The sequence below is a fragment of the Mucilaginibacter sp. UYCu711 genome (assembly GCF_050433825.1).
Taxonomy (GTDB): Bacteria; Bacteroidota; Bacteroidia; order Sphingobacteriales; family Sphingobacteriaceae; genus Mucilaginibacter.
In genome coordinates this window covers 556,903-568,980 of record NZ_JBNPWM010000002.1, presented here as the reverse complement: position 1 = coordinate 568,980, position 12,078 = coordinate 556,903, and the positions used below count along the sequence as shown (strand labels likewise).

General features: G+C 43.5%; 13 protein-coding genes. 7 read left to right on the top strand and 6 right to left on the bottom strand.

What is annotated here, in order from left to right; genetic code table 11:
* The first annotated feature begins 6 nt into the window (after window positions 1–6).
* From ABIB50_RS06560 to ABIB50_RS06545, 4 genes are read left to right on the top strand one after another with little or no spacing between them, the layout of a single operon-like run.
* A complete protein-coding gene (locus tag ABIB50_RS06560) occupies window positions 7–972 on the top strand; it encodes an ABC transporter ATP-binding protein (RefSeq protein ID WP_429378275.1) in 966 nt (321 codons plus the stop codon).
* Window positions 965–2,536, top strand: coding sequence for an ABC transporter permease/substrate-binding protein (locus tag ABIB50_RS06555; protein WP_429378273.1), 1,572 nt, complete (start codon window positions 965–967; stop codon window positions 2,534–2,536). Before ABIB50_RS06560 ends, ABIB50_RS06555 begins: the two co-directional genes overlap by 8 nt.
* Window positions 2,537–2,542: 6 nt before the next feature.
* Window positions 2,543–3,691: an ergothioneine biosynthesis protein EgtB gene (egtB, locus tag ABIB50_RS06550; RefSeq protein ID WP_429378271.1), complete on the top strand. Its 1,149-nt coding sequence runs from the start codon at window positions 2,543–2,545 to the stop codon at window positions 3,689–3,691.
* Between the two features lie 19 nt (window positions 3,692–3,710).
* Window positions 3,711–4,700 (top strand): L-histidine N(alpha)-methyltransferase, encoded by a 990-nt coding sequence (locus ABIB50_RS06545; protein WP_429378269.1) that lies wholly within the window; start codon window positions 3,711–3,713, stop codon window positions 4,698–4,700.
* Window positions 4,701–4,892: 192 nt separating this feature from the next.
* Here ABIB50_RS06545 and ABIB50_RS06540 read toward each other — a convergent pair whose 3' ends face one another.
* The 3 genes from ABIB50_RS06540 to gcvH all read right to left on the bottom strand — a co-directional run bounded on the left by ABIB50_RS06540 (window position 4,893) and on the right by gcvH (window position 5,967).
* Window positions 4,893–5,030, bottom strand: coding sequence for a hypothetical protein (locus ABIB50_RS06540; protein ID WP_429378267.1), 138 nt, complete (start codon window positions 5,028–5,030; stop codon window positions 4,893–4,895).
* A gap of 154 nt (window positions 5,031–5,184) precedes the next feature.
* Complete coding sequence (locus ABIB50_RS06535) at window positions 5,185–5,580, bottom strand: VanZ family protein (RefSeq protein WP_429378265.1); 396 nt, start codon at window positions 5,578–5,580, stop codon at window positions 5,185–5,187.
* Window positions 5,581–5,586: 6 nt separating this feature from the next.
* Complete coding sequence (gene gcvH, locus ABIB50_RS06530; RefSeq protein WP_429378263.1) at window positions 5,587–5,967, bottom strand: glycine cleavage system protein GcvH; 381 nt, start codon at window positions 5,965–5,967, stop codon at window positions 5,587–5,589.
* Between the two features lie 141 nt (window positions 5,968–6,108).
* Here gcvH and ABIB50_RS06525 point away from each other — a divergent pair, with 141 nt between their 5' ends.
* From ABIB50_RS06525 to ABIB50_RS06515, 3 genes are all read left to right on the top strand, one after another.
* Entirely contained in the window at window positions 6,109–6,699 is a 591-nt protein-coding gene (locus ABIB50_RS06525) for a DUF4142 domain-containing protein (RefSeq protein WP_429378261.1), read from the top strand.
* A gap of 65 nt (window positions 6,700–6,764) precedes the next feature.
* Window positions 6,765–7,781 (top strand): Gfo/Idh/MocA family oxidoreductase, encoded by a 1,017-nt coding sequence (locus tag ABIB50_RS06520; protein WP_429378260.1) that lies wholly within the window; start codon window positions 6,765–6,767, stop codon window positions 7,779–7,781.
* An 11-nt stretch (window positions 7,782–7,792) separates the two neighbouring features.
* Window positions 7,793–8,302 (top strand): TlpA family protein disulfide reductase, encoded by a 510-nt coding sequence (locus tag ABIB50_RS06515; protein WP_429378259.1) that lies wholly within the window; start codon window positions 7,793–7,795, stop codon window positions 8,300–8,302.
* Window positions 8,303–8,389: 87 nt separating this feature from the next.
* Here the strand turns inward: ABIB50_RS06515 and ABIB50_RS06510 are convergent, their stop codons facing one another.
* The 3 genes from ABIB50_RS06510 to ABIB50_RS06500 all read right to left on the bottom strand — a co-directional run bounded on the left by ABIB50_RS06510 (window position 8,390) and on the right by ABIB50_RS06500 (window position 11,939).
* Entirely contained in the window at window positions 8,390–9,361 is a 972-nt protein-coding gene (locus ABIB50_RS06510; protein ID WP_429378258.1) for a transglutaminase family protein, read from the bottom strand.
* A gap of 85 nt (window positions 9,362–9,446) precedes the next feature.
* Complete coding sequence (locus tag ABIB50_RS06505) at window positions 9,447–10,382, bottom strand: alpha-E domain-containing protein (protein ID WP_429378257.1); 936 nt, start codon at window positions 10,380–10,382, stop codon at window positions 9,447–9,449.
* Window positions 10,383–10,490: 108 nt separating this feature from the next.
* Window positions 10,491–11,939 (bottom strand): circularly permuted type 2 ATP-grasp protein, encoded by a 1,449-nt coding sequence (locus tag ABIB50_RS06500; protein ID WP_429378256.1) that lies wholly within the window; start codon window positions 11,937–11,939, stop codon window positions 10,491–10,493.
* Window positions 11,940–12,078 lie beyond the last annotated feature (139 nt).

Genomic DNA, 12,078 nt, shown 5'->3' with positions numbered 1-12,078 from the left:
TTGCCGATGATAAAGATCGACCATTTAAGTAAATCATTCGGCAAGGTAAAGGCGGTTGACGGGATCTCGTTCGAGGTAGCCGAAGGGGAGAACCTTATACTTTTGGGTACCAGCGGCTGCGGTAAAACCACCACGCTTAAAATGATAAACCGGCTCATTGAGCCAACCGGCGGCAAGGTATTTATTAACGGCGAGAACATTATGGACCAGCCGCCTGAGCTTTTGCGCCGGGGCATCGGTTATGTATTGCAAAATAATGGGTTGTTCCCTCATTATACCGTTGCCGAAAATATCGCTATCGTTCCGCAATTGTTAAAGTGGGATAAAAAACAGACAGAACATCGCGTTAGCGAATTATTAGAGAAGCTGCACCTGGATAAAAAATATTTAAACGTTTACCCTAACCAGTTAAGCGGCGGGCAGCAGCAACGGGTTGGGTTGGCAAGGGCGCTGGTTGCAGACCCGCCGGTTTTGTTAATGGACGAACCATTTGGCGCGCTGGACAATGTAACCCGCTCAAAGATCCAGGCCGAGTTTAAGGCATTAGACGAGCTAAAACGCAAAACCATTGTAATGGTAACGCATGATGTACAGGAAGCCTTTGAACTGGGCGACCGCATTTGCCTTATGGATAAAGGCAGGATAATACAAAACGGCACACCTGCCGAACTGCTGTTTAAACCAGCCAATGCCTTTGTAAAAGATTTTTTAAAAGAGCAACGCTTACAATTAGAGTTCAAGGCTTTGCGATTGAATAATATCTGGAAGTACCTTCCGTCGCAAACGCCAAAACAAGGATCGGTTGATATACATGGCGATATCAGTTTTTGGTCGGCTATTGAAGGTTTTAAATTTACCCAAACCGAGCATCTGCATATCAAACATTATAAAAAAGACGAGTACCGGTCGGCGGGGTTTGAGGAGTTGATGGCCGCATTTTATCAATATAAAAAGCATCAGCCGCATGAATGAGCAACAGCAAACCTTGTGGCAATTTATGGCCCAGCAAAGCGATAAGCTGCTCACCCAAACGCTGCAGCATATCGGGCTTACTTTTATATCGCTGATCATTGCGGTGCTGATCGGCTTTCCGTTAGGGATTTTCATCGCCCGTAAACAAAAACTGTCCGGTCCGGTATTAGGTGTTGCCGGAGTATTGCAAACTATACCCAGCATTGCTTTATTGGGTTTTATGATCCCGTTGTTGGGTATCGGTGCCAAGCCCGCTATTGTGGCTTTGTTGTTATACGCATTGCTTCCTATCATCCGCAATACCTACACTGGAATTACCGGTGTGGATGCTTCGGTAAAAGAAGCCGCAGTAGCCATGGGCATGAGTAAATGGCAAATTTTGTTCAAGGTTGAGCTGCCGCTGGCTATGCCGGTAATACTGGCCGGTATCCGTACCGCTACGGTCATTAATGTGGGTGTGGCAACACTGGCGTCATACATAGCCGCGGGTGGCTTAGGCGAGTTTATATTCGGCGGCATATCGCTTAATAATACCAATATGATATTGGCCGGCGCTATCCCGGCGGCATTGCTGGCAATATTGTTTGACTTTTTGCTATCGCGATTACAACATTTAAACTTAAAAAAACTAAAAACTGCCGCTGCCGTGCTGCCCGTGCTACTCCTTATTTTCGCCTGTTTTTACTTTATTCCATCAGCCTATGGCGGCAAGCTTACCGCCGGTTTTACGCCCGAGTTTATGGGCCGGCAGGATGGCAACCTGGGGCTGCGAAGCAAGTACGGTTTAAAAATTCATACCATCGTTATCAGCGACGCGGTGATGTATAAGGCATGCTTTGAAAAAGAGCTGGACGTCATCAGCGGGTACTCAACCGATGGCCGGTTAAAAGCTTATGGCCTGGTGGTTTTGGATGATGACAAAAAAATCTTTCCGCCATATTATGCCGCGCCTATTGTGCGGGACGATGCTTTGCAGAAATTTCCTGAACTGGAAAAAACATTAAATCTGCTATCGGGACAAATAAATGATAGCGTGATGACAGATTTAAATTACCGTATCGACTATCTTCACCAAACGCCAGAGCGCGTGGCAAAGGATTTTTTGGTGGCCCATAATTTATACCAGCCAGAGCGTGGCGGCAGTAAGGGAACAGTACGCATTGGCTCAAAAATATTTGGCGAGCAGTATATTTTAGCCAGCATGTACACTATGCTGATAAAAGGTTATACCGATTATGACGTTGCTACAAAAACAGGCTTAGGTGGAACAAAAATTTGTTTTGACGCGATGACCAATAACCAGATAGACCTTTACCCGGAATATACCGGCACGGGCCTATTGGCAATTTTACAGCCGTCGCAAAAAGATATTGATGCCGTAACCGGCGATAAAGAAAAGACTTATACCTACGTTAAAAACGAATTTGAAAAACGCTATCACATTAAATGGCTGCAACCCATTGGCTTTAACAATGCTTATGCTTTAATGATGCGTAAAAAACAAGCCGGCGATTTAGGTGTTAAAACTATAACCAATCTAAAACGATATTTAGAGCGCAAATAACTCTTGATGGAATTACTTGACCGTTATTTTAAAGTTAGAAAGCATACCGAAGCCATTTGCAGCTACCTGCAAACCGAGGATTACGTGGTGCAGCCCGTGGTGGATGTTAGCCCGCCCAAGTGGCATATTGGCCATACCACCTGGTTTTTTGAGACTTTTATACTGAAGCCTTATTTTATGGGCTACCAAGAATATAACCCTGAATATAACTACGTTTTTAACAGCTATTACGAAACCGTAGGTAACCGGGTTATCCGTACCGACCGGGGTAATTTAAGCCGGCCAACCGTTATAGAAATTTACCGCTATCGCGAGTATGTGGACGATGCTATGACTAAATTTTTATGCGCCGAGCCATCTACAGACGTAAAAGAACTACTGATCCTGGGCCTTAACCACGAAGAGCAGCACCAGGAACTTTTATTAACAGACATTAAATATATTTTGGGGCATAACCCATTGTTCCCGGCTTATAATAAAAACTATGTATCGCCAAAAGTTACGGTTAACGATGGCGGGTTTATCAGCCTGGATGAAGGGGTTTACGAAATAGGCTTTGCCGGCGATGGCTTTTGTTTTGATAATGAATTAAACCGCCATAAAGTTTATCTGAATAGTTTTGAGATCAGCCCTAATTTGGTAACTAACGCCGAATACCTGGAGTTTATTAATGCTGATGGTTACCACGATTTCCGCCACTGGCATGCCGAGGGCTGGGATTGGGTAAAAACTAATAAAATTGAATCGCCGCTTTACTGGCATTTAATTGACGGCGAATGGCACGCTTATACTTTCCACGGATTGGAACCGCTAAAGTTACATGAGCCGGTTTGCCATATCAGCTATTTTGAGGCATACGCCTACGCCAGCTGGAAAGGCATGCGTTTACCTACCGAGTTTGAATGGGAAGCCGCCGCACCGCAGTTTGCCTGGGGCAAAGCCTGGGAGTGGACCGAAAGTTCATACCTGCCCTACCCGGGCTTTACTAAAGCGCCGGGTGCTATTGGCGAATATAACGGCAAATTTATGGTGAATCAAAAAGTATTACGCGGCGCGTCTGAGGCTACATCGCCAGGGCATGGCCGTATTACTTACCGTAATTTTTTCCAGACACATTTACGCTGGCAATTTACTGGCATAAGGCTTGCTAAATAATTGCACTAATCATTAACCTATGAACCAGATTGCCACACAACCCGACACTATAGAAACATCGAAAAACAGCGTAGCAACGTTTTATAACGATGTTATTAAAGGATTATCGGGACCGACAAAGCGGCTTAACTCGATGTATTTTTATGATGCCGTGGGCGATAAGATCTTCCAGGAGCTGATGGGATGTCCTGAATATTATCCAACAAATTGCGAAATGGAGATATTTTCGACCAAGACCGCTGCTTTGGGACAATCCATAATGGCTGATGGCGATGGCTTCGACCTGATTGAATTAGGTGCCGGCGATGCGACAAAATCATCCTACCTGCTTAAGTATTTAGTAAACCAGCAGGCAGATTTTACATACCTGCCTATTGATATATCAGCCAATGTTATTAACTACCTTAATGTAAAACTGCCGCTTAACATACCCGGCTTAAAAATAACAGGCCTAAACGGCGAGTATTTTGACATGCTTAAAAAAGCAGCGTCGTTATCAAACAGGCGCAAAGTGGTGTTGTTTATGGGATCGAACATCGGCAATATGCCGGTACCCGAAGCCAACCAATTTTGCAAAACACTTCGCGACCATCTAAACCCCGGCGATATGGTGCTTATTGGTTTCGATCTTAAAAAATCGCCCAAAACCATATTGGCAGCTTATAATGATTCGGAAGGGATCACTAAACGGTTTAACCTTAACCTGTTGCTGCGGATAAACCGCGAGCTTGATGCCAATTTTGATGTAGGCCAGTTTGACCACTACGCTACTTACGACCCAGAAACCGGCGCCTGTAAAAGTTACTTAATAAGCTTGAAGGACCAGATAGTAACTATTGGTAAAGAAACTATCCGGTTTGTAAGAGATGAATATATCTATATGGAGATCTCGCAAAAGTTTACCATTATGCAAACCGACCAAATGGCAGCCAACACAGGTTTCAGGCCGGTTGACCGTTTCTTTGATATTAAGAAATGGTTTGTGGACGCTGTTTGGATGGCAGAATAATAACTTTACGTTGTGAGAAAGAAAAATCTAATTTGAAAAAATCAGTTTTTTACCACTACCTTTTTTAAATAAATAGAAAACCATAACGCCCTTTTTTTTAGATATTGAATCTCCTTTTTCTATTTGACGGTCAAAATTGATATTGGCTGATAAATAATATTCAATATTGTTTACCTTAATAGTTGGCGTACTTTAATCGTCATCGTATTTTACTGCTTGTACAATGCCGCTGAACTCAAATTTCTTTACATGCGAGTTAACTATATTGCCCCAAGTCAGCAAACCGCCAACAAATATTAGCGCAAGCCCAATAAAGTATCTTCCGTTCATGAGTTATTGCAACTATCGCGACGCGTAAACTACCGGAGCTTTCCCTGCCTTTGGCGGGGTTTTTATTTTACCAAAATGCGGGCAGTTACAATCTTTTTTAAAGATGCCGCATGATGTTGTGCCTAACACGGCAATCAGCCCTAAAATAAAAAATTTACGCTTTAACATTTTTAACCGTTGTTGTAGTTACTAATATACAAAACATTGCCATACATGCGCCTACCATGTCGCAAAAAAGATCGGGCCACTCGCCACTGCGCCAGGTAAATACATAGAGCTGCAATAACTCTATAATGCCACCATAAACTATAGCTAACAATGTGATAACAAACGCCGGGATTGATGTTAAAGTATTCGCCCCGTTCTTATACAAATACCAGTTGCCTCCAAACACAACAAGCACAAAAAACAATCCGCAGTGGGTAAGTTTATCAAATCCTTCAAAAAATAAATGAGATTTGCCAACGCCACCCAGATCGGCATTGCAGATCATCAAAATAAACAAGGCCCACAAAATTGTGAGCCTGTTATATTTAAAAAATGATTTCATTTAAGCTTACGCGCCTACCAGACTTTTGTAATCATCAGCAGATAATAAACCAGCTACGTCAGCAGCGTTTGCTACTGTTATTTTCACCATCCAACCCTGTCCGTACGGATCAGAGTTTACCAGTTCAGGCTCGCTGTCTAACGCTTTGTTAACCTCGGTTACTGTACCGGTAACAGGCATAAACAAATCTGATACTGTTTTAACAGCCTCAACAGTGCCAAAAACACCTTCTTTAGCTACCTCTTTACCTACCGAATTAATATCTACATAAACGATATCGCCTAACTCGCCCTGGGCAAATTCTGTGATACCTATGGTAGCTACGTTACCTTCTAATTTAACCCATTCGTGGTCTTTGGTGTATTTTAATTCAGCAGGAAAGTTCATGTTGTTTAATTTTATTTAGCCAAAAATAAGAAAACTTTATTCATCACGATAAATTAACCACATTAAACCGTATTTTTAGTAAAAAATCCCGTTTTTCAAATAACAGGACAGGATTTGCTTTAACCAGTTATACCAACTATAATGAAAAAAATAACACTGTTATTTGCCGCATTTTTTGCTGCTTTTTTGCTGCAGGCGTGCCACGGCAATAACAGTGATGGGGATGACGATACCACCGCGTCGGTTATTGACACAACCAAAAGCACAAACATAGTTATTGGCAAAGACGATGCATTATTTATTACGCAAGTTGCCGAAGGCTGCCTGGCCGAAATTAAAATAGGCTTACTGGCCAAACAAAAAGGCACCGATAAACGCGTAAAAAACATGGGCGCTATTATGGTTAAGGACCTAACAAAAGGCAAGGCCCGGTTAGAGATGCTGGCCCATTCCAAAAATATTACCCTGCCTACTGCTATTGATTCGGTTGACGAAAAATCCATAGCCGAACTGGCCAAAAAAAGCGGGAAGGACTTTGACCATGCCTACCTTGATAAAACCCGCGACGATTATAAAAAGGCGATGGTATTGTTCCAGGCTACTGCCAAAAACGCTTTCGACCCACAGATAAAGCAATTTGCCAGCCGCAATATTTTAACCATCCAACGTCACCTTGACCTGATAGACGCGGTGCACGGCAGTATGAAGTCGATCTCTCCCCTTCAACATTAATTCCACCTATTTTTGCATAAGCCTTATTAAAACAATAATTTGGCGCAATATTACAGCTATAGCAAATGTCAGCACCTATTGTAACCGGTTTATTGGCTTACGGCATGTCCGGAAGAGTCTTCCACGCGCCATTTTTAAGCACCAACCCGCAGTTTAAATTAAAAGCCGTGGTTGAGCGTACCCAGAAAAAAATGGCCGCGCATTATCCTGACATTGTTAGCTATGGTTCGGTTGAAGATATCCTGGCTGATGCTGAGATCGAACTGATCATTGTAAATACGCCCAACTTTACGCACTTTGATTTTGCCAAACAGGCGCTGAAAGCCGGCAAGCACGTTTTGATTGAAAAACCCGCCGCCGGCAATGTTGCCGAGATAAAAGAATTGTTTGATGTTGCGCATACCAATAACCGCCACGTTTTTGGCTACCAAAACCGCCGCTGGGACAGCGATTTCCTGTCGCTAAAAGAAGTTATTGAAAGCGGCCGGCTGGGGCGCTTAACCGAAGTTTCTTTACGTTACGATAGATACAAACCGACCCTTAATGTCAAGCCATTTAAAGAAACCAAAGAAACACCTATAAACGGGATAGTTTACGAGTTGGGGCCACACCTTATAGACCAAGCCATCCATTTATTTGGCAAGCCTTTAACGTTTGATAAGTTTATTACCATCCAGCGCGAATTATCAGAAGTACCTGATTATGTAAATTACCGCTTAACCTACCCTGCCGGGTTGGTTGTATATTTAACGTCGGGGCTTTTAATTGCCGATCAGCTTCCTGCTTTTGTGGCACATGGCACCATTGGCAGCTACAGCAAATACCGCTGCGATGTGCAGGAGGCCCAGTTAGATAAAGGCATGCTGCCTACTGATGATGCCTACGGCGTTGAACCGGTAGGCATGGAAGGCAAATTGGTTACTGTTGGTGCCGATGGCGAGAAAGCCATCGAGTTTGTGCCGGCTATAAAAGGCGATTATACTAATTTATTTTACGCGATTTATCACACTATCCGCGAAAACGCGTTATATCCCATAACTGAAGAACACATGGCCTGGCAGATGGAACTGCTTGAGGCTTAATTATACTTATCATGAAAAAACTGATCCTACTATTTAGTTTAATTATAGCTGCCGGCTGTACACGTGCCCAAAACAATGATACCCCAGGCGCTGCAATACCGCAGTATAAAGTTTTAACAACAGATAGCAACTGGATAACGCCGGCTAATTTAAAACATAAAAAAACGGTGCTGATCTATTTCGCACCCGATTGCCCACATTGCCAGCACTTAACAATGGACATAAGGCAAAAGATAGCCCAATTTGGCGATGCCCAGATAATGATGATAACCTGGTCTAACAACTATGATATCAGGGCAATTAAAAACTTTGTGCGCGATTTCGATTTGAAAAAACATCCTACCATAACTGTAGCTACAGAAGGCTACACTTACATGATACAAAAATATTTTAAGATAGAAACTACGCCGTACGTAGCGGTATATAACAGTAACGGTAAATTAACCAAAGCCTTCCGTAAACAACCTGAGGTTGCTGACGTATTAAAAGCCGTTAAAAATGCCGATAAGAGGAAGGGGTAATTTTTATTGCTTGTTATGTCGCTTGGCTGCTACTGGGCGTCACCAACGATAATTATACGCCAAATCGAAACATACTGAACCGACTTATTACTGCTGTTGCTGTTGTTGCTGCTGCATCATTTCCATGTAGCGCTGGTAGCTGTTTTTAGCTGCATTATTTGCCGCTGGTTTGGCGGCAGGTGTTTTTTCGTCTGTCAGTTCGTAATTAACCAGTCCGTCATCATCAACGGTTACTGCAACTTCAAGGCTATGGCCTGATGATCCTTTATAAACGCCTTTTACCGGCGAGCAATCCATAAAATTACGGCCCACTGCCAGGCGCACATGGTTCTCATTCGCTATGATGTTGTTAGTTGGATCGAGGCCCAGCCAGCCATAATCGGGGATATAAGCTTCGGCCCAGGCGTGGGTGGCACCTTCGCCGCGCATACCGTTCTTATCGGTGCAAATGTAACCGCTTACATACCTTGCCGGTATTTTTATCATCCGCAGCATTTCTGTTAAAATATGCGCAAAATCCTGGCAAACGCCGGCCTTTAATTTCCAGATCTCGTCAAGCGTTGTTTCAACCGTGGTAACGCCTTTTATGTAGTTAAAGTTTTTATATACGTATTCGCAAAAACGCACGGCAACCTGGTAGGGGATATCATCGGTACCTTTAAGCTCGTCAACCAGTTTCTTCAGTTCTTCAAACCCTTCAAAGTACTCCTGCCTTAAAAAATCAATAAAAGGCACCATGTATTGCAGCGGCTTCAGGTCCTCCCATTGTTGTGCCGGGAAAATATCATTTACCGGGAACGGACGGTGTTTGGTACTCACCAATATTTTTGAGCTGATAACCAATACAGAATGCGGATCGCTATACGTAAAGCTGCCAACCTCATTACCGTAATAATCTATATGGGTATCAACAATAGGGTTGCCGGTGATAGTGACCTCCTGCTTCAAAACGTCCTGGTACTCGTCTTTTAGCGGGTACAGAATGATCTGGTTGGCACTATCGCGCACCGGGCTATCGTAAATGTACCTGGTAATATGTTGTATCTCGAATTCGGGCATCTTATTAATTGTTTAATTTGAGAATTTGAAGATTTGAAAATGACCTATCCATCTTCAAATTTTCAAATTATCTCATTTTCAAATTTTAACTGTTTGCAAAATAATGCTCACTCAACGCGTTGGCTATGCCATAAAGCTCGCCACGGATCTGGGTTAAAAAGGCATGTAAGCCTTCCTGCCTTATGGTTTTTACCGAACTGTATTTAATACGGCTTTGCAGGCGGCCTATTTTAAAGGTCATATCCCTGAAATCGTCCATATTGCTATCGTTTTGCAGCCGCTCAAAATAACGTTGTATGTTGTTTACCGAATAAATAACCGAGCGCGGGAAATCGTTATTTAAAACAACCTGCTCCAATACGTTCTCGGCTTCAAACCCCTCGCGGTAAGTTTTCAAATAAAGCTCATATCCGCCCAGCGAAAGCAATAAATGCTTCCAATAGGTCGTATCGGTCAGCAGGTCGGGATTATCGCTTATAGAGCCAAATTTGGTATCTAAAATATCCACCGACTGGATAGCGCGCTCCAGGTACTTGCCGATATTCATAAAGCTGCGGCCCTCGCCGCGCTCCATGGTTATCTCAACAGTACCATAGTAAAGCATCACCTGTTTTATTAAAACGTCCAGCACACTTATCGGGTCCTCGCGCTGTAAGGCACGCTCCAGTTTGGTGTCTTTTACGGTATGGTAATATTCATTAAGGCATTGCCATAAATCTTTGGTGATATGCTCTTGCACGCTGCGCGCGTTTTCGCGCGCAAGGGTAATGATGTTTAATACCGAGTTAGAGTTACTTTTACCCATCACCATATATTTTAACACGGCGCGGCTATCATTACCCAGGTTCTCGCCTTCCTCGTCTTCCAATCCCGCAAAAATGCGGATAACCGGCTCCCAGGTAAATTCCTGTATAGCATCCTGCGATGAAGCATAGTTTATTTTAAGCATCCGCAGCATACCATCGCTACGCTCAATGTACCGGCTTTGCCAATATAAACTTGCTGCTACTCTACTTAACATATGCCCCCCAGCCCCCTAAAGGGGGAGTTTTTTGATTTATCACTTATTAATTTCTTCATATTATATCTGCGCTATTGTTCCCCCCTTTAGGGGGCCTGGAGGCGAGGCTTAAGCCAGCACCCACGTATCTTTACTACCACCGCCCTGCGAACTATTTACTACCAGCGAACCTTCTTTAAGGGCCACGCGGGTTAAGCCGCCCGGCACTATCTCAATACCATCCGGGCCGCACAGAGCGTATGGCCTTAGGTCGATACGCCTTGGTTTAAGCTCGCCCTGCATATAACATGGCGCTGCGGAAAGGCTTATGGTTGGCTGCGCGATAAAGTTGCGCGGCTCTTTGATGATCTCTTTTTTATAATCGTCAATCTCTTCTTCGGTTGCCGCGTGGCCCATCAGCATGCCATAGCCGCCGCTGCCATTGGTGCGTTTAACTACCATGTTATTCAGATTTTTAAACACGTGCTCACGCTCTTCTTTATTGCCTAACTGGTAGGTAGGTACGTTCTTTAATATCGGCTCTTCGTTCAGGTAGTAACGGATCATATCGGGCACATAAGTGTAAACCGCTTTATCATCGGCTACGCCGTTACCGATGGCGTTTACAATGGCTACGTTGCCTTTGCGGTAGGCCCCCATTATACCGGCTACGCCCAGCATACTGCTCGGGTTAAATACCAGCGGATCTAAATACTCATCATCAACCCGGCGATAGATCACATCAACCTGTTGCAGGCCGATAGTAGTTTTCATGTATACCTTATGATTGTTCACCACCAAATCGCGCCCCTCAACCAGCTCAACACCCATTAAGCGGGCCAGCGTGGTATGCTCAAAATATGCCGAGTTATAAATACCCGGGCTAAGCAATACAATGTTAGGATTAGCTATCTGGCGTGGCGACAGGGCCAGCAGGTTTTTATATAAAATGGACGGATATTCGGTTACACTGCGTACGCCGCATTGCGGTAACAGGTCGGGGAACAAACGTTTGGTTATCTCGCGGTTCTCCAGCATATAACTTACGCCCGATGGGGTACGCAGGTTATCCTCCAACACATAAAACGTTCCGTCAAAATCGCGGATCAGGTCGATACCCGAGATATGCACATAAATATCATACGGTACATTTAGCATATACATTTCGCGCAGGAAATGCGGGCACGAGTAGATAATATCAATAGGTACTATACCATCTTTTATGATGAATTGATTATGATAGATATCTTTTAAAAACAAGTTAAGCGCGTTAAGGCGTTGTTTGATCCCTTTCTCTACAAAGGCCCATTCGGCAGCGGTGATAATACGGGGGATGATATCAAACGGGAAGATCTTTTCGATACCCTCGCCGCTGTTATATACGGTAAAGGTGATGCCCTGGCTCATAAAAAGCCTTTTAGCAAGCTCTTCTTTTTTATTCAGATCATCAGCCGATTCTCTGGAAATGTATTCAATTACCTTGCGGTAATGTTCACGCACGTTGGCATCTGCTCCATACATCTCGTCCCAAACCCCGCTTATCGGGCTGTATTTATCAAAATAAGCTGATTCCTGCATGAAAATGTTAGGTTAAATAGTTTTTTGTTAACCGGTTGTGTTATAAAGATGTAATATATAAACAGTTTTTAAATAAATGCAAGTTTTTTTGAAAATATTACAATTTTTATCGAACTATTTTGTGAAATTCGCCATAAAA

Coding starts and splice junctions, on each gene's coding strand:
- ABIB50_RS06560 (WP_429378275.1), top strand. CDS start 7: ATGATAAAGATCGACCATTTAAGTAAATCATTCGGCAAGGTAAAGGCG.
- ABIB50_RS06555 (WP_429378273.1), top strand. CDS start 965: ATGAATGAGCAACAGCAAACCTTGTGGCAATTTATGGCCCAGCAAAGC.
- egtB (WP_429378271.1), top strand. CDS start 2,543: ATGGAATTACTTGACCGTTATTTTAAAGTTAGAAAGCATACCGAAGCC.
- ABIB50_RS06545 (WP_429378269.1), top strand. CDS start 3,711: ATGAACCAGATTGCCACACAACCCGACACTATAGAAACATCGAAAAAC.
- ABIB50_RS06540 (WP_429378267.1), bottom strand. CDS start 5,030: ATGAACGGAAGATACTTTATTGGGCTTGCGCTAATATTTGTTGGCGGT.
- ABIB50_RS06535 (WP_429378265.1), bottom strand. CDS start 5,580: ATGAAATCATTTTTTAAATATAACAGGCTCACAATTTTGTGGGCCTTG.
- gcvH (WP_429378263.1), bottom strand. CDS start 5,967: ATGAACTTTCCTGCTGAATTAAAATACACCAAAGACCACGAATGGGTT.
- ABIB50_RS06525 (WP_429378261.1), top strand. CDS start 6,109: ATGAAAAAAATAACACTGTTATTTGCCGCATTTTTTGCTGCTTTTTTG.
- ABIB50_RS06520 (WP_429378260.1), top strand. CDS start 6,765: ATGTCAGCACCTATTGTAACCGGTTTATTGGCTTACGGCATGTCCGGA.
- ABIB50_RS06515 (WP_429378259.1), top strand. CDS start 7,793: ATGAAAAAACTGATCCTACTATTTAGTTTAATTATAGCTGCCGGCTGT.
- ABIB50_RS06510 (WP_429378258.1), bottom strand. CDS start 9,361: ATGCCCGAATTCGAGATACAACATATTACCAGGTACATTTACGATAGC.
- ABIB50_RS06505 (WP_429378257.1), bottom strand. CDS start 10,382: ATGTTAAGTAGAGTAGCAGCAAGTTTATATTGGCAAAGCCGGTACATT.
- ABIB50_RS06500 (WP_429378256.1), bottom strand. CDS start 11,939: ATGCAGGAATCAGCTTATTTTGATAAATACAGCCCGATAAGCGGGGTT.